We start from the raw sequence: 21194 nt of genomic DNA, 5'->3' as shown, positions 1-21194 counted from the left end.
AAAACACGCCACACGGCAAAAAACGACGTCCTGTTGGCTATTTTTTGCTGGCGACAAGCCAAATGAAAAAGCACACCGTATTCGCAAAGATTCAACTTATTGCGTAATACGGAGCAAAAAATGGCTAATGTGCAGGAGTGGCAAACACTCGCCAATAAAGAACTCAGTCGACGGGAAAAAACCGTTGAGTCGCTGGAAAGACAGACGGCGGAAGGGATTGTCATCAAGCCGCTGTACACCGAAGCGGACCTCGATAATCTGGAAGTCACGGGCACCCTGCCCGGTCTGCCGCCTTACGTGCGTGGCCCGCGCGCCACTATGTATACCGCGCAGCCGTGGACGATTCGCCAATACGCCGGTTTCTCTACCGCCAAAGAGTCCAACGCCTTTTACCGCCGTAACCTCGCCGCTGGGCAAAAAGGGCTTTCCGTCGCCTTTGACCTTGCCACTCATCGTGGCTATGACTCAGACAACCCGCGCGTAGCGGGCGACGTCGGCAAAGCCGGCGTGGCGATCGATACCGTCGAAGATATGAAGGTGCTGTTCGACCAGATCCCGCTGGATAAGATGTCCGTTTCGATGACCATGAACGGCGCGGTGCTGCCGGTACTGGCGTTTTATATCGTCGCGGCGCAGGAGCAAGGCGTGACGCCGGAACAGCTCACCGGGACCATTCAGAACGATATTCTGAAAGAGTACTTGTGCCGCAACACCTACATTTATCCGCCAAAACCCTCCATGCGCATTATCGCCGACATCATCGCCTGGTGCTCAGGCAACATGCCGCGCTTTAACACCATCAGCATCAGCGGCTATCACATGGGTGAAGCCGGGGCAAACTGCGTACAGCAGGTGGCGTTTACGCTGGCAGACGGTATTGAATACATCAAGGCCGCGCTTTCCGCCGGACTGAAAATTGATGACTTCGCCCCGCGCCTGTCATTCTTCTTCGGCATCGGCATGGATCTGTTTATGAACGTCGCCATGCTGCGCGCTGCACGGTATCTGTGGAGCGAAGCGGTCAGCAGTTTTGGCGCGACCAACCCGAAATCTCTCGCTCTGCGTACCCACTGCCAGACCTCAGGCTGGAGCCTGACCGAGCAGGACCCGTACAACAACGTGGTACGAACCACCATTGAAGCGCTCGGCGCTACGCTTGGCGGCACCCAGTCTCTGCATACCAACGCTTTTGATGAAGCGCTCGGTCTGCCCACCGATTTCTCCGCCCGTATTGCGCGTAATACGCAGATCATCATTCAGGAAGAATCAGAGATCTGCCGCACCGTCGATCCGCTGGCCGGATCGTATTACGTCGAATCACTCACCGATCAAATCGTGAAGCAGGCGCGCACGATCATCAAGCAGATTGATGAGGCAGGCGGCATGGCGAAGGCGATTGAAGCCGGGCTTCCTAAACGGATGATCGAAGAAGCATCCGCGCGCGAACAGTCGCTGATCGACCAGGGTAAGCGCGTTATCGTCGGGGTGAACAAATACAAGCTGGATAAAGAAGACGACACGTCGGTGCTGGAGATCGACAACGTGAAGGTGCGCAACGAGCAGATTGCCTCACTGCAGCATATCCGCGCCACCCGCGACAATGATGCGGTTAAAGCCGCGCTATCCGCGCTGACCAACGCTGCGCAACAGAATGAAAATCTGCTGGCCGCCGCCGTCAACGCCGCCCGCGTTCGCGCCACGCTCGGTGAAATCTCCGATGCGCTCGAGGCCGCCTTTGACCGTTATCTGGTTCCCAGCCAGTGTATTACTGGGGTGATTGCGCAAAGCTATCACCAGTCCAACAAATCCGCCGATGAGTTCGATGCCATTGTTGCGCAAACCGAACAGTTCCTCGCAGAAAATGGCCGCCGCCCGCGTATTCTGATCGCCAAGATGGGTCAGGACGGCCACGATCGCGGCGCAAAAGTGATCGCCAGCGCCTACTCCGATCTCGGCTTTGATGTCGATCTCAGCCCGATGTTCTCCACACCGGAGGAAATTGCCCGTCTGGCGGTAGAAAACGATGTGCATGTCGTTGGCGCATCATCGCTGGCGGCGGGTCATAAGACATTGATCCCGGAGCTGGTCACCGCGCTCAAAGGCTGGGGACGCGAAGACATTTGCGTCGTCGCCGGTGGGGTTATTCCGCCACAGGATTACGCTTTCCTGCACGAGCATGGCGTGGCAGCCATTTATGGCCCAGGCACGCCAATGCTCGACAGCGTCCGCGATGTGTTAACCCGTATCAGTCAGCATCATGATTAACGCCGCCACGCTTGAGGATACCGTCCGCCGCTTGCGACTCGGTGAACGGGCTACGCTCGCCCAGGCGATGACGCTGGTCGAAAGCAATCACCCGCGCCACCAGCCGCTGAGTACGCAATTGCTGGACGCGATTATGCCGTTCACCGGTAACGCCCTGCGTCTGGGGATCACCGGCACGCCGGGCGCGGGTAAAAGCACCTTTCTGGAAGCATTCGGCATGCTGTTAATTCGCCGCGGGTTACGGGTAGCGGTGATCGCCGTCGATCCCAGCAGCCCGGTCAGCGGCGGCAGCATTCTGGGTGATAAAACCCGCATGACGGAACTGGCTCGCGCAGAATCTGCGTTTATACGTCCGGTTCCTTCCAGCGGTCATTTAGGCGGCGCCAGCCAGCGCGCCCGCGAATTAATGCTGCTGTGCGAGGCGGCGGGCTTCAACGTGGTGATTGTGGAAACCGTCGGCGTTGGGCAGTCAGAAACCGAAGTCGCAGGCATGGTGGATTGCTTTCTCTCACTGCAAATCGCCGGCGGTGGCGACGATTTGCAGGGCATCAAAAAAGGCCTGATGGAGATGGCGGATCTGGTCGTCATCAACAAGGACGACGGTGATAACCGTACCAGCGTTGCCATCGCCCGCCATATGTACGAATCCGCCCTGCATATTCTGCGCCGCAAATATGACGAGTGGCAGCCGCAGGTTCTGACCTGTAGCGCCCTGGAAAAACGCGGCATTGAGGAGGTTTGGCAGGCGATAACCGACTTTAAAACGTGCCTTACCGCCAGCGGTCGACTGGAAAAAGTCCGCCAGCAGCAGGCGGTGGAATGGCTACACAAGCAGGCTGAAGAAGAAGCCTTGCATCTGCTGTTTGCTCGGGCTGATTTCGACCAGTATTTCCAGCAGACGCTGCTGGCCGTCAAAAACAATGATCTTTCGCCGCGCACCGGCCTGCGGCACATCAGCGCATTTATTCAGCATCATTACTTTCAATAAAGAGAACATTATGTCTTATCAATACGTCAACGTGGTCATCATCCAGAAAGTCGCGGTCATTGAGTTCAATTACGCCCGCAAGCTCAATGCCCTGAGCAAAGTGTTTATTGACGATCTGATGCAGGCGCTGAACGACCTCAATCGTCCGGACATTCGCTGCATCATTCTGCGCGCCCCGAGCGGGGCCAAAGTGTTCTCTGCCGGGCATGATATTCATGAACTCCCCACCGGACGTCGCGATCCGCTCTCTTATGACGATCCGCTGCGTCAGATAACTCGTATGATCCAAAAATATCCGAAGCCGGTGATCTCCATGGTTGAAGGCAGCGTCTGGGGCGGCGCGTTTGAGATGATCATGAGTTCCGATCTGATCATCGCAGCCAGTACGTCTACCTTCTCCATGACCCCGGTCAACCTCGGCGTGCCCTATAACCTGGTGGGCATCCACAACCTGACCCGCGACGCTGGTTTTCACATCGTTAAGGAGCTGATTTTTACCGCCTCGCCCATCACCGCTCAACGCGCTATGGCGGTCGGGATCCTCAACCATGTCGTTCCAACCGAGGAACTGGAAGATTTCACCCTGCAAATGGCGCATCACATCTCGGAAAAAGCGCCGCTGGCAATCGCCGTCATCAAAGAAGAACTGCGCGTGTTGGGCGAAGCACACACCATGAACTCTGACGAATTCGAGCGCATTCAGGGCATGCGCCGCGCGGTGTATGACAGCGAGGATTATCAGGAAGGGATGAACGCGTTTATGGAAAAACGTAAACCTAATTTTGTTGGCCATTAATCACGTCCGACGAAGGAGACGGCCATGAAACGGATGAGCGCCGAACAGGCGGCAGAAATTATCCAGCACGATGATATGGTGGCGTTCAGCGGCTTTACCCCCGCGGGTTCGCCAAAAGCGTTACCCACCGCAATTGCCCAACGCGCCTGCGAACGGCATCAGGACGGGCAGCCTTTTCAGATCCGCCTGTTGACCGGGGCGTCAATTGGCGCCGCCGCTGATGATGCACTATCCGCGGCGGATGCCGTTTCCTGGCGTGCACCTTATCAAACCTCATCTGGCCTGCGCGAGAAAATTAACCAGGGCCAGGTGAGGTTTGTCGATCTCCATTTGAGCGAAGTCGCGCAGATGGTTAATTACGGCTTTTTTGGCGATATCGATGTTGCCGTCATTGAAGCTTCCGCCATTGCGCCGGATGGCCGGATTTGGCTTTCCAGCGGTATTGGCAATGCGCCTACCTGGCTGCTGCGGGCGAAAAAAGTGATTATCGAGCTGAATCATTACCATAATCCGCGCGTGGCTGAGTTTGCCGACATCGTAATACCCGGCGCACCGCCGCGGCGTAACAGCGTGCCCATATTTCATACCATGGATCGCGTGGGCAGTCAGTGCGTGCAGATAGACCCCAGGAAAGTGGTCGCGGTGGTGGATACCGAGCTGCCCGATGCCGGGAATGTGTCGGATAAAACCAATCCGGTCAGCCAACAAATTGCCGATAACGTAGTCACTTTCCTACTGGCAGAAATGGCGCACAAACGCATTCCAGCAGAGTTTCTGCCCTTACAAAGCGGCGTGGGCAATATCAATAACGCGGTAATGGCGAGACTGGGAGAGAATCCGGATATTCCGCCCTTTATGATGTATTCAGAAGTGTTACAGGAATCGGTGGTGCATCTGCTGGAAACGGGCAAGATCACCGGTGCCAGCGCCTCCAGCCTGACCATCTCAGCCCCGTCGCTACAGAAGATTTACGACAATATGGACTTCTTCGCCAGCCGAATTGTGCTGCGCCCGCAGGAGATCTCCAATAACCCGGAAATCATCCGTCGGCTGGGGGTCATTGCGCTCAACGTTGGGCTTGAGTTTGATATCTACGGCCATGCCAATTCCACGCACGTTGCGGGCGTGAACCTGATGAACGGGATCGGCGGCAGCGGGGACTTCGAGCGCAACGCCTACCTGTCTATCTTTATGGCGCCGTCGATTGCCAAAGGCGGGAAAATCTCAACCATCGTGCCGATGTGCAGCCATGTCGACCACAGCGAACATAGCGTTAAAGTGATCGTGACCGAACAAGGGATTGCCGATCTGCGTGGGTTATCTCCGATGCAGCGGGCGCACACGATTATCGATAACTGTGCGCATCCCCTTTACCGGGACTACCTGCACCGCTATCTGGAAAAAGCGCCCGGCGGGCATATCCATCACGATCTCAGCCATGCGTTCGATCTGCATCGCAACCTTCTCGAGACAGGATCGATGCTCGGTTAACTTGCCGTACCGTCACGATCTTCAGCAATATGCTGGAGCATGGTGCCGGTATAGCGATGATTTTTCAGAGAATAGAGAAACTCCTGCATATACATGGGGCTGCCGGGCGCGTCGAAATACTTTAGCGTCGACGGATTCACCAGCCGCCAGGCAAAATGAGGGATCACCGTCAAAAACTGCCCGCGCTCCACCGCGCTAATCTTGGCCATAAAGCTGTACGGACGGTAGATAATCGTCGGATTGATCCCACAGGGCTGCATATAAGCATCCAGCATTGCCTCAAAGTTGGCGCGATTCTGGAAGCGCATTTGCAGCCAGGGTAGCTCGCGCAGCAGATCCTGCGGCTGTTTCTCTTCGTAGCGCCGGGAAACGAGAAACCCCAGACGTAGCGGAGGCAGTTCGCTGATCGCCAGATTTTCCAACTCCTGTACGCGGGGGGAAACGTGCTGTGGCGAGATAATGAAATCCAGTTTGCGGTCGAACAGATTATCAATCACCCCATTCTCACTGAATTCAACGGCCTGGGCCGTCACGCCGTCATATTTATCGCCAAGGCTAATCAACTGGTCAAAAATAATCGTTGGATAAGTATTATCGATACCGATGACGATTTCCCGCGAGCGACAAGAGGCGTTATGGATTTCGTTATCAATAGCAGAGAGGCGTTGATAGACGGGAAACAGCTTCTGATACAGCTCCTGTCCGGCTTTATTCAGGCTGATGTTGTTATCTTTACGGGTAAACAGCGTATAGCCGATTTGATCTTCCAGTGCAGCAATGCTTTTACCGAAAGGCGATGCGGTCATATGTATTTTTTCTGCCGCTCTGGCGATGTTATTGGTTTGCGCCAGCAGAATGAAATTACGCATCTTTTTCGAGATAAAAATATCCATAGCGTCCCCTTAAAAATCGCTATGGCCTATCCTCATTACCACGAAAAAAAAGACTGAATGTGAGGTCTCATTTTTACAGTTGCTCACAGAAAAAACCGGCTGGAATATTTTGTCGGCCTGATGAGACGCGTAAGCATCGCCATCAGGCTAAAAACTTGCCGGATGGCGACTTACGCCTATATCAAGACTACTTATTGGTTACTGTAGGCTCAATCTGGAAGACGACATCAACCTGATCGTCAAACTGAATAACCGGCTGTTCGTAGGTTTCCTGAGCGGAGGTTGCAGGCGCTGCATCTGCTTTCATCATCCGTACCATCGGGCTCGGTTGATAATTGGAAACGTGGTAACGCACACTGTAAACGGGACCCAGTTTGCTATTAAAGCCCGCGGCCAGCTGTTCAGCCTGATGAACAGCATCATCAATCGCCGCTTTACGCGCCTTGTCTTTGTAAGCATCCGGCTGGGCAACGCCCAGCGATACCGAACGAATCTCATTCAGACCGGCCTTCAGCGCGCCATCAAGCAGAGCGTTGAGTTTGTCCAACTGACGCAGCGTGACTTCAACGGTGCGCACTGCACGATAACCTTTGAGGATGCTTTTGCCGTTCTGGTAGTCGTAGTCCGGCTGCGTACGCAAGTTTGCAGCGCTAATGTCTTTCTTCGCTATCTGGTTCTGTTCAAGGAAAGACAGATATTGCGCCACGCGCTCATCGGCCTGCTTCTTCGCGGAAGCCGCATCCTTTGCAGCAACGTTCACTTCAATCGCCAGGGTGGCGATGTCTGGTGTTGCATCTACGCTTGCCGTTCCGGAAGTCACGATGTGCGGTCCATTTGGCAACTCATTTGCCTGTACCGATAGTGCGCTGAATCCGACTAATGCCGCCAGGGCCATTATTTTGAACTTCACGGTCGTTCCTCCATGTTTCATTAATTACCCCAAAACTCAGGGCACATGCAGGCAAGCTTAGCCGATCTCGCTGCGTTGTCCATCAGACAACACTTAGTTGAACAGCGCATGAACGTGCGCAACACCTTCTTTTGCCAGCTGAAAAGCGATAAACCACATCACTAATCCTACCAGCGTATTGATGATGCGCTGTGCTTTTGCAGTTCGCAGACGCGGTGCCAGCCAGGCCGCCAGCAATGCCAGACCGAAGAACCACAGGAACGAAGCGCTGACGGTTCCCAGTGCAAACCAGCGTTTAGGCTCAACGTCCAGTTGTCCCCCCAGACTCCCGAGCACCACAAAGGTATCCAGGTAAACATGTGGGTTGAGCCATGTCACCGCCAGCATAGTGGCGATGATTTTCCAGCGCCCCTGCTTCATCACCTCGGCGCTGGCCAGTTCCAGATTACTGCTCATCGCCGTTTTTAGCGCACCGAATCCGTACCAGAGTAAAAATGCGACCCCGCCCCAGGTGACCAGCGCCATCAGCCATGGCGACTGCATCAGCAAGGCGCTACCGCCGAAGATACCCGCGCAAATCAGCACTAAATCACTGATAGCGCAGAGTAAAGCGATCATGATGTGATACTGACGACGGATCCCCTGATTCATCACGAAGGCATTTTGTGGACCAAGCGGAAGTATCATGGCTGCACCAAGCGCAAGCCCTTGAAAATAGTAGGATAACATGTAAAACATCTCACATAATTGTCTTGTGGGCAGACTATACTGCGCGGGATTCATTAGAGGAAATGGATAATATTAATCAGTAATTAGCATTATTAATAATACCGCGCACACTCCCCTCCATATTCAGTCTCTGACAATAGCGATTGTGCGTTACCCGAGGTATGCTGAAAGATAAATCTGTCTATACCAAAGGAATGGGTATGAAGCATAACGCGAACATTTTTCTCTTCTGTGCCTCGCTGATAGTTACCAGTTTGTGGCCCACTGTCGCCAGCGCAGACAGAACGCTGCGCTATACCGATCACGAGCCATATGGCAACATGCGTACCCGGCTCATAAAAGAGACTTTTTTTCGCGCGATCGAACAAGAGTCGCTTGGACGTTTGAAAATCGACGCTCACTGGAACGGCGAGCTGTCCACCAGCTATGACGCCTTAAAAACGATCGGCCAGGGCAGCGTGGCGGATATGGGGATCGTGGTCCCTGAGTACACGCCCGAACAACTGCCGCGACACCAGATTTTTAAGAGCTTCCCCCTCGGACCGGGCCGTGGTGAAGCGCAGGTTAACGCCTTTCAGCGGATTTTCCGCGAGTATCGCCAGTTTGGTCGCGAGCTGGAAAACAACAATCTGGTGAATCTTCAGTTTTTCCTCGGCTATCCGGTTGGATTTTTTACGACCAGGCCGAACGTCGATTTGGCACAGCTGAATGCAAGCCAATGGCGGACCGCCAGCTTTTGGCATCAATCATTTTTACGCAACGCAGGCGGCGTGCCGGTCAGCATGCCATGGAATGAAAAAATTACCGATGCGCTTCAGACCGGACAGCTTGACGGCCTGATGGTTAACCTCGACAGCGGAGATGATATCCATGCCCAGCGGGCGGCCCCCTATATTCAGCTCTCCCCTTCGCTCTGGCTCGGACACGTTTATCTTCTGGTGATGAATAAAGACGTCTGGGATAGCCTGGACGTGAAAGATCGCGCAGCCATCAATCGGGCCGCCGCCATGACGCAAAAGCGTATTGGCGCAGTGCAGGACGCAAGCCTGACCGCAATGGCGAAAAAGATGGCAAAAGAGGGTGCACACGTTCATTACCTGACCAACAGCGAGCTGAATGCGTGGCAAGCCGCTACCGGGTATCAGCACGTTCAGGCCGAATGGATTGCCCAACAGGAAAGTAAAGGAATAAACGATGTTGGCGAGCTGATGCAGGGTGTCAGCGCAATTCTTAACAAGACGAGATAAATCAACGCCCGCCTCTCTCTGGCGGGCGTTTTTAGCTGAAGTTACTCGGTCGCGTTCTCTTTCACGCGTTTAAAGTTCACATCCATCTGCGGGTACGGGAAGCTGATACCGTTGGCGTCAAACTCGCGCTTAATACGCTCCAGTACATCCCAGTAGACGCTTTGCAGATCGCTGCTGTTGCTCCAGACACGTACGACGAAATTAATCGAGGAAGCGCCCAGCTCATTCAGGCGTACCGTCATTTCACGGTCTTTTAGGATGCGATCTTCAGACTGGATGATATCAGTGAGGATTTTTTTCACCTGATCGATATCGGAGTCGTAGGCCACGCCGATAATAAATTCGTTACGACGGACCGGCTCGCGAGAGAAGTTAATGATGTTCCCGGCAATAATTTTACCGTTTGGGATCACCACAATCTTACCGTCTACGGTACGCATAGTTGTGGAGAAAATCTGCACGTTAAGCACGGTTCCCGCAACGCCGCCAAGGTCTACATATTCACCCGCGCGGAACGGACGGAACATCACCAGCAGCACGCCTGCGGCGAGGTTGGACAGCGACCCTTGCAGTGCCAGACCGACAGCTAAACCCGCGGCACCGAGAACGGCGATCACGGAGGCAGTTTGCACCCCAACGCGACCCAGCGCGGCAATCAGCGTGAAAGCGATAATACCGTAGCGCACCAGTGCAGAAAGAAAGTCGGCAACGGTGGCATCAATTTTACGCGCCAGCATCAGGCGATTAACGGTGTTTGATACGATACGCGCCACGATCATACCGATAATGACAATCGCGATGGCCGCAACGATGTTGACGGCATAGCTCAACAGTAGCTCCTGATTGCGGACCAGCCAGGTGCCCGCACCGTTTATGCTGTCGACAACATTCAAATCTTCCATTCAATAGTCCTTGAGCATGTCAAAAAAATTACGAGATCAATCTCACGAAAACACCCTATTAAAGGTAAACAAAAAAGACCGAATCTGCCATTTTTTCAACATGATCCCTTAAAAAACCGCCGTAAACTCAGTTCTCCGCCGGTCGATCGACCATCCGCAGGAACCCACTCACCAGCGAATCTTTTTGCTTAAAAATGTCCGCAATTTCACTGACCACCTTTCCGCTGCCCGCATTCTTCCAGGCAATCGAGAGCGGCGATGGCTGGCGCGGATTAATCACCTCACGGGCAACCAGTGCCCCGGATTCAACATAAGGACGACACATCCGCTCGGGTAAAAAGCCGACGCCAAGCCCGCTTAAATGACAGGCCAGCTTAGTGCTGAGATCCGGCACTTTGATCTCCTTTTGTCCGCTAAGCAGCCAGGCGACGCGGCGCGTAAGCGTACGCGAGGTATCTTCAATATTGATAGCCGGATAGCGGCGCAGCATATCGTCTGACAGTACCGGCACTGGATGGCTGGCCAGCGGGTGATTTTGCGCTACCACAAACCGCCAACTGATATCTCCCAGCGGCAACAGAGAGATATTATTGGAGAGCGATTCCGATCCGGTGACGCCAATCGCCAATTGGAAATCGTCATACAGTAGCGAATCCCACACGCCCATATAGACCTGTCGGGAAATTTGAAATCGGGTGAAGGGAAATTGTTGGTGCAGCCAGGTCAGTAAATCTGCCGTGGTCTGCGGCTGGTACAGCAGATTGTTGATAACGATGTTCACCTGCCGTTCAACGCCCGCGTTGATCTGCTGAAGCTCGTCCGGCATTGCATCCAGCCAGTTAAGCCACTGTCGACAATGCTCAAGCAGATGTTGTCCAGCCAGTGTCAGACTGACGGAGCGGGTTGTACGTAAAAAGAGCAGCGTCCCCACCTGCTCTTCCAGCGTTTTAATGCGATAGCTAATCGCCGCGGGCGTTTTATGCAGGGAGCTGGCCGCGCGGGAAAAACTCTCCGTCTGTGCAACCCGAATAAAAGTGCGTATTGTTTCCTGATCGAGCATGCGTTCCCCTTGAGTCGACCACCTGTAACCACCGTTGCGCTATCGCGATTCCCAGCAATATGTCCGCCCCCGAGGAGTGCCCGACAGCAAGCAGGCGTCTGATTGCAGAATGCGGATCGCGTCCGGACTGTAAACCACGCATCACCTTCTGTAGCGGCGTTGAAAATTCGCCCACTCTGGCGCTGTTCAGATAGCTACAGCTTACTGACGTGGTGAGCGGCACAAGTTGCTCCGTCGGGGGTAAAAAATAGCGCAATTTGGCAGAAAGCCCCGCAGCATACAGCACAGCCAGCATCCCCGTCAGCATATCATCGCCGCTGGGCGTCAGTCCTGGGCCGTATCCGATCAGCCAGCGCCAGTCAGGCGTCACGCCACGATGCCAGCACTCAAGTTGCTCAATGATTTCAGGGTAGTGCAACATCGTATTGAGTGGCTGATTCAGCGCTCCGGAAAGACCACTGTGTTGAGTGCAAAAAGAGAGATCGACAGGGGCAAGTACGGCAGGATCCAGCGACATCCGGAGTGTGCGACGCGAGCAAAGCGCTATACCCTGTACCCGCAGGATGCTCCCCTGTTTGATAAGTCGTTCAATATGCGCCACGCGGGAAAACTGTGTGGTGCTCAGCAGCATGCCCGTCGGTCCCATCCCCTTTCCGTAGCGAAACAGCGTCAACAGCTCGCCGTCAGGACGGCAAAAATTAATCGCCTGCGAGAAGCGGCTGTGCAACCTCCATTCGCCATCGGGAAGTCGATAAAAACCCGCGCTGGCTAATGCCTTAATCGTCACCATCGATACACTCCAGGACACTGGATGGCAGGGAGAGCGCCCGAGCCGGCCTACGGAATGAACTCATTCGCAGGCCGGATAAAACGCAACTGCGTCGCCTTCCGGCGACGTTGTTATGCCGTGATGTGATGCAGTTCCGCCAGCGCTTCAAGCGCTTTTTCAAAACAGAGCAGCGGTGCGCGAACGGTGCCCGCCCCCACCTGGCCGATCCCCGCATCCTTGTGAGCAATACCGGTGTTAATCAGCGGCGTAATCCCCGTTTCCACGACGCGACGGATATCCAGCCCCAGACATGCCCCTTTGAAATCCCATGACGGGATCTGGAACAGCGGATTGTTGGCAAGATAGATCTCCGCCATCTCTTCCGATGTCTCCAGCGCAGCCCCCATGCCACCCGCGCCAACGAAGCGCGTTACGCCCGGTGCGGCGATCATCGCAGCACCGCCAATCCCCAGCGTTTCCGTGATGGCACTGTCGCCGATATCCGGATTGGCATCAGTCTGGCTATAGCCGGTAAAGAACAGCCCCTGCGGCGTGTTCACCGGCGCGGTAAACCAACGATCGCCTGTGCCGCTCACGCGAATACCGAAATCACGGCCGTTACGCGTCATGGCGGTCACCACAGAACCTGCTTTAATTTCCGCCGACGCATCCATAACGGCTTTACTGTAGGCCATTGCCAGGTTAAGGAAGAACTGGTCGGTGACGCTCAGGAATTGCAACACCTCAATGATTTCCGCCTTCGGACGCGCCAGTCCGGCAATCACCGGAGAAAGCGTGCGTAGCAGCAGAGAAGAGGCCGCAATATTACGTTGGTGGAACTCATCGCCCATCGTGATAGCCTGCGCCATCAGTGCCGTCAGATCGACGCCGTTTTCCATCTGCGAGAGCGCTTCCTGCAATACCGGCGCCAGCGTATCACGCATCCAGCGCAGACGTTTCTGCACGTCATCGCCGTAAGCGCCAAAGCGCATCACTTTGCCGATCCCCTCATTGAGGTTGCAGCAGGCCTGATTGCCGTGGACGATATCACGCACGACCAGCACCGGCATATTGGCGGACGTAATACCACCCATCGGACCGACCGCGCCAACGTGGTGGCAAGGAATAAACTCGACCTCTCCCTGCTCCAGCATCCGCAGGGCATCTTCCTCCGTGACCGCCCAGCCTTCAAACAGCGATGCGCCAATACAGGCTCCGCGCATTGGGCCTGTCATCTCTCCCCAGGCAATCGGCGGACCAGCGTGCAGTAATTTGCGTCCAGAAGATAATTCGGCCACCGCTTCTTTTGCAGGACGCACGGCAACCCAGTGGGGGCGTGCAGCTTTAATTCGTTCGATAATGGCTTCGTTGGCCTGTGCAATAGATGAATACATATCCGTACCTCTGAACTTAATGTAACTGTTTGAGTAAGTTGGCAAGACGGGCGTTGCCACCGGCAACAGGCGCCCACTGATAATGCACAACCGGCGTACCGCTACTTTGCAGATCCAGCGCGAAGCTGCGCAATCCGGCGTTGATAACCTGTACGCCCGCAAGAAGCGCGCTATGCGTCTGTGGAATATTGTGATTCTGGTGATGCGTCAGGCTAACGGCGAGCAGTACCGCCTCTTCGAGGGTTTCTACCACGGCAACCCCGGCTTCACGGAGTTTCTCTTCCTGCTCGCTGCGGCCCTGCGGATCGCCCTCGGTTCCGGTCAGAGTAGCAATCACCACCAGCGGCGCAGTGCGTTTGGCGCGCACTTGATCTACCGCCTCAACAACCGCCCCCGCTGGATCGGCGCAGGCGCCATAGCCCAGTACGACATCCAGCAGCAGTACCCCGACATCCGGAAACGCGGCCAGTTTTTCGATTTCAATGCTGCGGGTGGTTGGGTCAATCATCGGATGCGGTCTGCCCAGGGTGTAGCTGTCGTCCCCGAGGTCGACAATACGATGACCACCGGCGTCCAGCATCACGCCCTGGTCGTGGCTTTCACTCACGGGAACCCCCAGCCCCGCTGAGAGCAGCATGGCGGCTTCCGCGGCCAGCGTCCCCCCGGCATACAGGCCGTAAATCCCTTTGCCTGCCACTTCCGGCTGAGCCCGTCTCTGCTGCGCCACGCGCATCAGCAGCACCGCCAGCCGCGCGGCATCAGAAAGTGAATTCGCCAGCCAGACGTTTCCTTCGCGACGCTGCTCCGGCTTGCTGCCCAGAAACAGCGCGACAACCGGTTTCCCCACCTTTTGCATCGCAGCAATAATGCGGGTTCGCACCTGCGGAGACGGCGGCTTGGAGACAAAAGCCATTACCCGCGTGGCATCATCCGCAGCCAGCATCTCCAGCGCGGTCAATGCGCTGATACCGCCCACGTCAGCGCTCAGGTCACGTCCCCCCAGGCCAATCGCATGGCTAATGCCCTGCTGATGCAGCGCAATCTGCGAGGTAATTTCCTGAATACCGGTGCCTGACGCGCCAATCACGCCAATCCCGCCTTCAGGCAGGACGTTGGCAAAAGCTAATGGGCTTCCGGCAATCATCGCCGTACCGCAGTCTGGCCCCATGACGATCAGCCCGCGCTCGCGTGCCATGGTTTTCAGCTCAACTTCCTGCTCCAGCGGTACGTTATCGGAAAACAACATGACGTTTTTATTGGCCTGCAACCCCTCTCTGGCAACAGATGCGGCATATTCTCCGGCGACGGAGACCAGCAGAAGATTGGCCTGAGGTAATTTCTGGCACGCGCTTTCGAAGCGGCGAGCTTTCACCAGTTGATGTGAACTCCCCGACGCGTTGGCGATCGCGCTTAACTCTTTCTCCAGTTGCTCACGAATCAAATCCAGGATCTCAGGCTGCTCACCTTCGGTTCTGACCGCCACACAAATATCATTTGGCGTGGCATCGGCAAAGTCGTCGTGCCAGAACCCTGTGGAATCCAGCATCGATTTATTGGCTGGTGTTCCCATCATGACCGAAACCTGATCAACTTCCGGGCGCTCACTGAGTTTTCGGGAAATGATCATCAGGCTGACGGAATCCTGAAAACTTCCCTTTTTAATAAAGGCGTAAATCATTACCGCTACCTCTTTATGTGCGTTGTTCTTTTAAAAACAGCATTGCGAATAAACCAATAGCCAGTAGTACGGCTGAAACATAGAAACTGGAAGCCAGGCTTCCGGTCATATCACGTGCAGCCCCGGCAATAATCGGTGCCAGAATGGATGAACTCATGCCAATAAAATTAAATAAGCCAAATGCGGTGCTGTAATTATTTTCATCCACGCTGTCGGCTACCAGGGCAACCAGTACCGGATCCAGCGCCAGTTTACCCACCAGACCATAGACACACAGCGCAGTGATAACACCTGTCATATTCGGCATCCAAATAATTGACAACATGCTGATAATCGCGACCGGCACCAGGAACATAATTAAAGGTTTACGCTTGCCTAATTTGTCAGACAGGCTGGAGAATAGCAGCGCCCCAGGAATGGAAATCCAGGCCACCAGCGAAGAGATAAATCCGGTTTCGCTGCCAGCGATACCCCGTTCATTTTGCAGATAATAGGGAAGCCAGGTCAGGATAACGAAGAAACCGAACAGGCTACAGAACACCATAATATAGGTGATAATTAAATTACGGTTTTTCAGCAGATCGCTGAATTTACCCTTTTTAACCGGCGCGCCATCGGCGTCGGCAGTACGTTTCTTCTCTTTCACAAATAGCCAGATAGCCACCCCAACCAGCACGGATGGAACCGCCATCGCATAGAATGGCATCCGCCATGAATATCCCTGATCGTATACCAGCCAGCTTGAGGTCATCAGCCCCAGCGCAATACCAAAAGCCATACCGCTGTTGATGATTGCGCTGCCAAGAGAGCGGTACTTCTTCGGGATCTGCTCAGAGGAAAGACCGTATTGCGGACCATAATAGGTTCCTTCACCCGCCCCCGTCACCACGCGGGCAAACAGCAGGGTGTACCAACTTTTTGCCCAGCCGGTTACCGCGGTGAAAACACCAAAAAGAATAAACCCCGGAACCAGCACCTTTTTCTTACCAATTTTGTCACCCAGAATTCCGGCAGGTACCTGAAGTAATGCGTAAGAAAAATAGAACACAGAATTAAGAATACCCAATTGTGTGCCGCTTAAGCCAAATTCTTTTTCTAATTCGCCCATCACCGGATTGAGCACCGTGCGGTCGGCATACATAAAAATCCATCCCAGCCAGAACAGAAAAACGGTGACCCACCAGGCCGGTATTCCTCTTTTCTTTGTGGCCTCAGCCACTTCATATGAACCAGACATAATTAATCTCCCGGTAATCATTACCGCTGAATACCTCATGTTATCTGACAGAATACGTGAGGTTTGATGTTTTAACTGCGTCTACCATATCGGGGTAAAAATTCATTTCATTTGAATAAAATCACACAAAATCCATTGTTATAAATTTCTGGGAACTGGCCGCAACATTATTAAAAAAAGTCTAATAATCACTTTCAAAGCAATTTAAATAAAGAGACAGAAAACATCATTAATTATCGAGATATTTTTACAGGTATTTGAGTTGTCGACCTTATCACATAATAAAAGCGATAAAACGCTATGTTGACCACGAGATATTTTTCACAATGAGGTCATTAATGAAAAAGAAGATTGTCATTGCGCTTGGCGGCAATGCCTTATTACAGCGCGGAGAAATTTTGAGTGCAGAAAACCAGCAGCGTAGTATTCAGGTATTTGCCGAAATGGCATCCGAATTAGCCCGTGATTATCAACTGGTCATTGTTCATGGCAACGGTCCTCAGGTTGGTCTGCTGGCGCTACAGAACGCGGCTTACAAAGAGTCCCCGGCCTGGCCGCTGGACATTCTGGTTGCGGAAAGTCAGGGGATGATCGGTTTTGCCATTGCCCAGGCGCTGGCGTCATCCACAGGTAACGCGCCCGTGACGACGCTGATGACCCGCGTTGAGGTCGATCCGCAGGATGACGCTTTCTCAACCCCCGGTAAATATATCGGCCCCGTCTACCAGCCGGATCAACAGACAGAGCTGGAAGAACGCTATGGCTGGCAGATGAAAGCGGATGGGCAATATATTCGCCGCGTGGTTCCCTCCCCGACACCGCTAAAAATTCTCGACAGTGATGCCATCTGCACGTTGATGGATGCGGGACACATGGTGATTTGCTGTGGCGGTGGTGGTATTCCGGTCATTGCGCAAGGCGATGGCTATCAGGGAACCGAAGCCGTCATTGATAAGGATTTGACCGCTGCCGTGCTGGCGCAATCCATTAACGCTGACCACCTGCTGATCCTGACGGACGCCGATGCCGTGTATGAAAACTGGGGAACCCCCCAGGCGCGTGCGCTACGACATGTCACACCAGAAGAGCTGGCGCCGTTTGCCGCGCCTGACGGTGCAATGGGCCCGAAAGCGGCGGCGGTGATACAGTTTGTCAAACAGACCGGAAACGCAGCATTTATCGGCGCCCTGAAGGATGCGCCACAGGTCCTGGCGGGTGAAAAAGGAACCTGCGTTATGCAGTAAAAAAAATGGCTTCCCAAAGGAAGCCATTTTTACTGTCCGCAGACGGAATTACAGAACGTCAACCGCGTTCAGTTCTTTGAAAGCCTGTTCCAGACGGGTGATCATGGTTGCCTGACCAGCACGCAGCCATACGCGCGGATCGTAGTATTTCTTGTTCGGCTGATCTTCGCCTTTCGGGTTGCCCAACTGACCCTGCAGGTAAGCTTCGTTTGCTTTGTAGTAGTTCAGAACGCCTTCCCAGGTAGCCCATTGGGTATCGGTGTCGATGTTCATTTTCACTACGCCGTAGCTTACGGAGTCTTTGATTTCCTGAGCAGTAGAACCGGAACCACCGTGGAAGACGAAGTTCAGGCTGTTATGCGGCAGGTTATGTTTCTTAGAAACATAGTCCTGAGAGTCGCGCAGGATGGTCGGGGTCAGAACTACGTTACCCGGCTTGTAAACGCCGTGTACGTTACCGAAGGACGCTGCGATGGTGAAACGCGGGCTGATTTTGCTCAGCTCGGTGTATGCGTAGTCAACGTCTTCCGGTTGGGTGTACAGTGCAGAAGCGTCCATGTGGCTGTTGTCCACGCCGTCTTCTTCACCACCGGTGCAACCCAGTTCGATTTCCAGAGTCATGCCCATTTTGGACATGCGCGCCAGGTATTTGGAGCAGATTTCGATGTTCTCTTCCAGAGACTCTTCAGACAGGTCGATCATGTGAGAAGAGAACAGCGGTTTGCCTGTTGCTGCGAAGTGTTTTTCACCCGCGTCCAGCAGACCGTCGATCCACGGCAGCAGTTTCTTCGCGCAGTGGTCAGTGTGCAGGATAACCGGAACACCATAGTGTTCAGCCATCTGGTGAACGTGATGCGCACCAGAGATAGCACCCAGGATTGCAGCGCCCTGAGGAACGTCAGACTTCACGCCTTTACCCGCGATGAAAGAAGCACCACCGTTGGAGAACTGGACGATTACCGGCGCTTTAACTTTTGCAGCGGTTTCCAGAACGGCGTTGATGGAGTCGGTACCAACGCAGTTAACAGCTGGCAGAGCAAAGTTGTTTTCTTTAGCTACCTGGAAAACTTTCTGTACGTCATCACCAGTGATTACGCCTGGTTTTACGAAATCAAAAATTTTAGACATGTTGCGAGTCCTGTATCTTCGGCCTTGGAAAGGGGGCGCGCTCGACAGCGCGCTAATAATTGGGCAGGTTTCCCTGCCCATCAATGTCTTACTTTTTAGCACGCTCTTCGAGCATGGCTACTGCTGGCAGTACTTTGCCTTCCACGAATTCGAGGAATGCGCCGCCGCCAGTAGAGATGTAGGAGATTTTGTCAGCAATGCCGAACAGGTCGATTGCTGCCAGGGTGTCACCGCCGCCTGCGATAGAGAATGCTTCGCTGTCTGCGATAGCATTAGCAACGATTTCAGTACCTTTGCGGAAGTTCGGGAATTCGAACACGCCAACCGGGCCGTTCCACAGAATGGTTTTCGCATTCTTCAGAATGTCAGCCAGCTGCTGTGCAGAAGCGTCGCCGATATCCAGGATCTGCTCGTCTTCTTTTACATCGCTAACGGATTTAAGCGTAGCCGGTGCAGTTTCAGAGAATTCAGTCGCTACGCGAACGTCAGTCGGGACCGGGATATCGCAAGTCGTCAGCAGACGCTTAGCTTCATCAACCAGGTCAGCTTCGTACAGGGATTTGCCGACGTTGTGGCCTTGAGCAGCAACGAAGGTGTTCGCGATACCACCACCAACGATCAGCTGGTCAGCGATTTTTGACAGAGAGTCCAGAACGGTCAGTTTGGTAGAAACTTTAGAACCACCAACGATAGCCACCATCGGACGAGCAGGTTCTTTCAGCGCTTTACCCAGCGCATCCAGCTCAGCAGCCAGCAGCGGACCAGCGCAAGCTACGTCGGCGAATTTACCGATACCGTGGGTAGAAGCCTGCGCACGGTGAGCGGTACCGAAAGCGTCCATTACGAATACGTCACACAGCGCAGCGTATTTTTTGGACAGTGCTTCGTCGTCTTTCTTCTCGCCTTTGTTGAAGCGAACGTTTTCCAGAACAACCAGTTCACCGGCAGCGACTTCAACGCCGTCCAGGTAATCTTTTACCAGGCGAACCGGAGCAGACAGTTTGTCTTTCAGGTAGTTAACAACCGGCAGCAGAGAGAATTCTTCGTTGTACTCGCCTTCGGTAGGACGACCCAGGTGGGAAGTTACCATCACTTTAGCACCCTGTTTCAGGGCCAGTTCGATGGTCGGCAGGGAAGCACGGATACGCGCATCGCTGGTTACTTTCCCTTCTTTAACTGGTACGTTCAGGTCCGCACGGATAAAAACGCGTTTACCAGCCAGATCCAGATCGGTCATCTTAATTACAGACATGGTGAATCCTCTCGTTGATTCATAAAGTTTTGTCGACGCTCAAGCGTCGAGCCTGAAACCAATAGCAGCCATCGCTAACGTTGTGTCGAGCATACGGTTAGCAAAGCCCCATTCATTATCACACCAGACCAGCGTTTTGATCAGGTGAGCGCCACTCACGCGCGTTTGCGTACCATCAACGATGGCGCTGTGCGGGTCGTGGTTAAAATCTACAGAGACCAACGGTAATTCCGTATAGTCAACTATACCATGAAATGCACCTTGTGCTGCTTTTTGCAGCAACTGGTTGACTTCACTGGCTTTTACTGGTTTTTTCACCGTCACGCTTAAGTCGATCGCCGTCACATTTATGGTCGGTACACGCACCGCAATCGCTTCAAAACGATCGTTAAACTGCGGGAAAATTCGCGTGATGCCCGCCGCCAGTTTGGTATCAACCGGAATAATAGACTGGCTGGCCGCTCGCGTGCGACGCAGGTCAGGATGATAGGCATCAATAACCTGCTGATCGTGCATCGCGGAGTGGATCGTGGTGACGGTACCAGACTCAATGCCGTAAGCATCATCCAGCAATTTAATGACGGGTATTATGCAATTCGTGGTGCAGGAGGCGTTGGAAACGATCCGGTGTTCAGCGCGCAGCTGATCCTGATTAACGCCATACACAACGGTTGCGTCGATGTCGTGACTACCAGGATGTGAAAAGAGCACTTTTTTTGCACCAGCGGCAATATGCGCCTCGCCGTGTTCGCGGTTGCCGAAGACCCCCGTACAATCCAGCACAACGTCGACACTCAGTTCGCGCCAGGGAAGCGCATCGAGCGTTCGCTCATGCAGAATGCGGATCGCGTCATCGCCAACGATGAGCTGGTCACGTTCCTGACGAACATCCCAGGCAAAACGTCCATGGCTGGTGTCATATTTCAACAAATGCGCCATGCCTGCAGCATCCGCCAGTTCGTTGATTGCCACCACGGTGATTTCCGCCCGACGCCCGGATTCATACAAAGCACGAACCACGTTGCGTCCGATGCGACCGAAACCATTAATCGCTACGCGTACGGTCATAGGTCTCCTGCAAGGATTTCTCAGAAACGATGTGGCAGACAGAGTAATGCAGCAAATCGCTCAGGGAAACCTTACCTGTCGCAAACTGCGACTAATTGGTTAATTGTCGAACATTTAATCGACTGAAACGCTTCAGCTAGAAT

General features: G+C 53.9%; 18 protein-coding genes. 6 read left to right on the top strand and 12 right to left on the bottom strand.

All coding sequences use genetic code 11. From position 1 onward, the window contains the following. Positions 1 to 120 precede the first annotated feature (120 nt). Genes scpA through scpC form a run of 4 tightly spaced genes read left to right on the top strand, consistent with a single transcriptional unit; the run spans position 121 to position 5540 of the window. Entirely contained in the window at positions 121 to 2265 is a 2145-nt protein-coding gene (gene scpA, locus OGV38_RS12175) for a methylmalonyl-CoA mutase (protein ID WP_269518059.1), read from the top strand. Then, on the top strand, positions 2258 to 3253 hold the full coding sequence (gene meaB / locus OGV38_RS12170; protein ID WP_137367400.1) for a methylmalonyl Co-A mutase-associated GTPase MeaB: 996 nt from the start codon (positions 2258 to 2260) through the stop codon (positions 3251 to 3253). Before scpA ends, meaB begins: the two co-directional genes overlap by 8 nt. Before the next feature lie 10 nt (positions 3254 to 3263). Further along, positions 3264 to 4049 (top strand): methylmalonyl-CoA decarboxylase, encoded by a 786-nt coding sequence (gene scpB / locus OGV38_RS12165; protein ID WP_016154367.1) that lies wholly within the window; start codon positions 3264 to 3266, stop codon positions 4047 to 4049. A gap of 24 nt (positions 4050 to 4073) precedes the next feature. Further along, entirely contained in the window at positions 4074 to 5540 is a 1467-nt protein-coding gene (gene scpC, locus OGV38_RS12160; protein ID WP_016154368.1) for a succinyl-CoA:acetate CoA-transferase ScpC, read from the top strand. Here scpC and srsR read toward each other — a convergent pair. The 3 genes from srsR to argO form a co-directional block, all read right to left on the bottom strand. Then, on the bottom strand, positions 5537 to 6433 hold the full coding sequence (gene srsR, locus OGV38_RS12155) for a LysR family transcriptional regulator SrsR (RefSeq protein WP_169329847.1): 897 nt from the start codon (positions 6431 to 6433) through the stop codon (positions 5537 to 5539). The two genes, scpC and srsR, sit on opposite strands and share 4 nt — an antisense overlap. Before the next feature lie 187 nt (positions 6434 to 6620). Then, the gene (locus tag OGV38_RS12150) at positions 6621 to 7343 is read right to left on the bottom strand and encodes an oxidative stress defense protein (protein ID WP_029139653.1); all 723 of its coding nucleotides are present in this window, start codon (positions 7341 to 7343) and stop codon (positions 6621 to 6623) included. Positions 7344 to 7436: 93 nt separating this feature from the next. After that, positions 7437 to 8072 carry an arginine exporter ArgO gene (gene argO, locus OGV38_RS12145; protein WP_003027005.1) on the bottom strand — a complete coding sequence of 212 codons (636 nt, stop codon included), beginning with the start codon at positions 8070 to 8072 and terminating at the stop codon, positions 7437 to 7439. 200 nt (positions 8073 to 8272) lie between these two features. Here argO and dctP point away from each other — a divergent pair, with 200 nt between their 5' ends. After that, entirely contained in the window at positions 8273 to 9319 is a 1047-nt protein-coding gene (gene dctP / locus OGV38_RS12140) for a TRAP transporter substrate-binding protein DctP (protein ID WP_049268792.1), read from the top strand. Positions 9320 to 9360: 41 nt separating this feature from the next. On the opposite strand, the gene OGV38_RS12135 is transcribed toward dctP, so the two are convergent. The 6 genes from OGV38_RS12135 to OGV38_RS12110 form a co-directional block, all read right to left on the bottom strand. Next, positions 9361 to 10221, bottom strand: a complete 861-nt coding sequence (locus tag OGV38_RS12135) for a small-conductance mechanosensitive channel MscS (protein ID WP_016154372.1) — start codon at positions 10219 to 10221, stop codon at positions 9361 to 9363. Positions 10222 to 10348: 127 nt separating this feature from the next. Beyond that, positions 10349 to 11281, bottom strand: a complete 933-nt coding sequence (gene allS, locus OGV38_RS12130; protein WP_286473346.1) for an HTH-type transcriptional activator AllS — start codon at positions 11279 to 11281, stop codon at positions 10349 to 10351. After that, a complete protein-coding gene (locus OGV38_RS12125; RefSeq protein ID WP_286473345.1) occupies positions 11199 to 12071 on the bottom strand; it encodes an oxamate carbamoyltransferase subunit AllH family protein in 873 nt (290 codons plus the stop codon). Before OGV38_RS12125 ends, allS begins: the two co-directional genes overlap by 83 nt. Before the next feature lie 110 nt (positions 12072 to 12181). Then, positions 12182 to 13444 (bottom strand): YlbE family protein, encoded by a 1263-nt coding sequence (locus tag OGV38_RS12120; protein ID WP_046274943.1) that lies wholly within the window; start codon positions 13442 to 13444, stop codon positions 12182 to 12184. 16 nt (positions 13445 to 13460) lie between these two features. Continuing rightward, positions 13461 to 15122, bottom strand: coding sequence for an acyl-CoA synthetase FdrA (locus OGV38_RS12115; RefSeq protein ID WP_247799147.1), 1662 nt, complete (start codon positions 15120 to 15122; stop codon positions 13461 to 13463). Positions 15123 to 15135: 13 nt separating this feature from the next. Continuing rightward, positions 15136 to 16359: an MFS transporter gene (locus tag OGV38_RS12110; protein WP_016157430.1), complete on the bottom strand. Its 1224-nt coding sequence runs from the start codon at positions 16357 to 16359 to the stop codon at positions 15136 to 15138. A gap of 338 nt (positions 16360 to 16697) precedes the next feature. Between OGV38_RS12110 and OGV38_RS12105 the strand changes: the two genes are divergently transcribed. Continuing rightward, positions 16698 to 17603 (top strand): carbamate kinase, encoded by a 906-nt coding sequence (locus OGV38_RS12105; protein ID WP_016154378.1) that lies wholly within the window; start codon positions 16698 to 16700, stop codon positions 17601 to 17603. Positions 17604 to 17651: 48 nt separating this feature from the next. Here the strand turns inward: OGV38_RS12105 and fbaA are convergent, their stop codons facing one another. The 3 genes from fbaA to epd form a co-directional block, all read right to left on the bottom strand. Then, a complete protein-coding gene (fbaA, locus tag OGV38_RS12100; RefSeq protein WP_003027029.1) occupies positions 17652 to 18731 on the bottom strand; it encodes a class II fructose-bisphosphate aldolase in 1080 nt (359 codons plus the stop codon). Between the two features lie 88 nt (positions 18732 to 18819). Continuing rightward, positions 18820 to 19983 carry a phosphoglycerate kinase gene (gene pgk, locus OGV38_RS12095; protein ID WP_003027032.1) on the bottom strand — a complete coding sequence of 388 codons (1164 nt, stop codon included), beginning with the start codon at positions 19981 to 19983 and terminating at the stop codon, positions 18820 to 18822. A 39-nt stretch (positions 19984 to 20022) separates the two neighbouring features. Continuing rightward, a complete protein-coding gene (epd, locus tag OGV38_RS12090) occupies positions 20023 to 21051 on the bottom strand; it encodes an erythrose-4-phosphate dehydrogenase (protein WP_016154379.1) in 1029 nt (342 codons plus the stop codon). Positions 21052 to 21194 lie beyond the last annotated feature (143 nt).

The organism is Citrobacter sp. Cb080, assembly GCF_030334745.1.
In the GTDB taxonomy this organism is placed as follows: domain Bacteria; phylum Pseudomonadota; class Gammaproteobacteria; order Enterobacterales; family Enterobacteriaceae; genus Citrobacter; species Citrobacter braakii.
The sequence above is the reverse complement of the archived record's forward strand: the minus strand, read 5'-3'. Positions and strand labels throughout refer to the sequence as shown.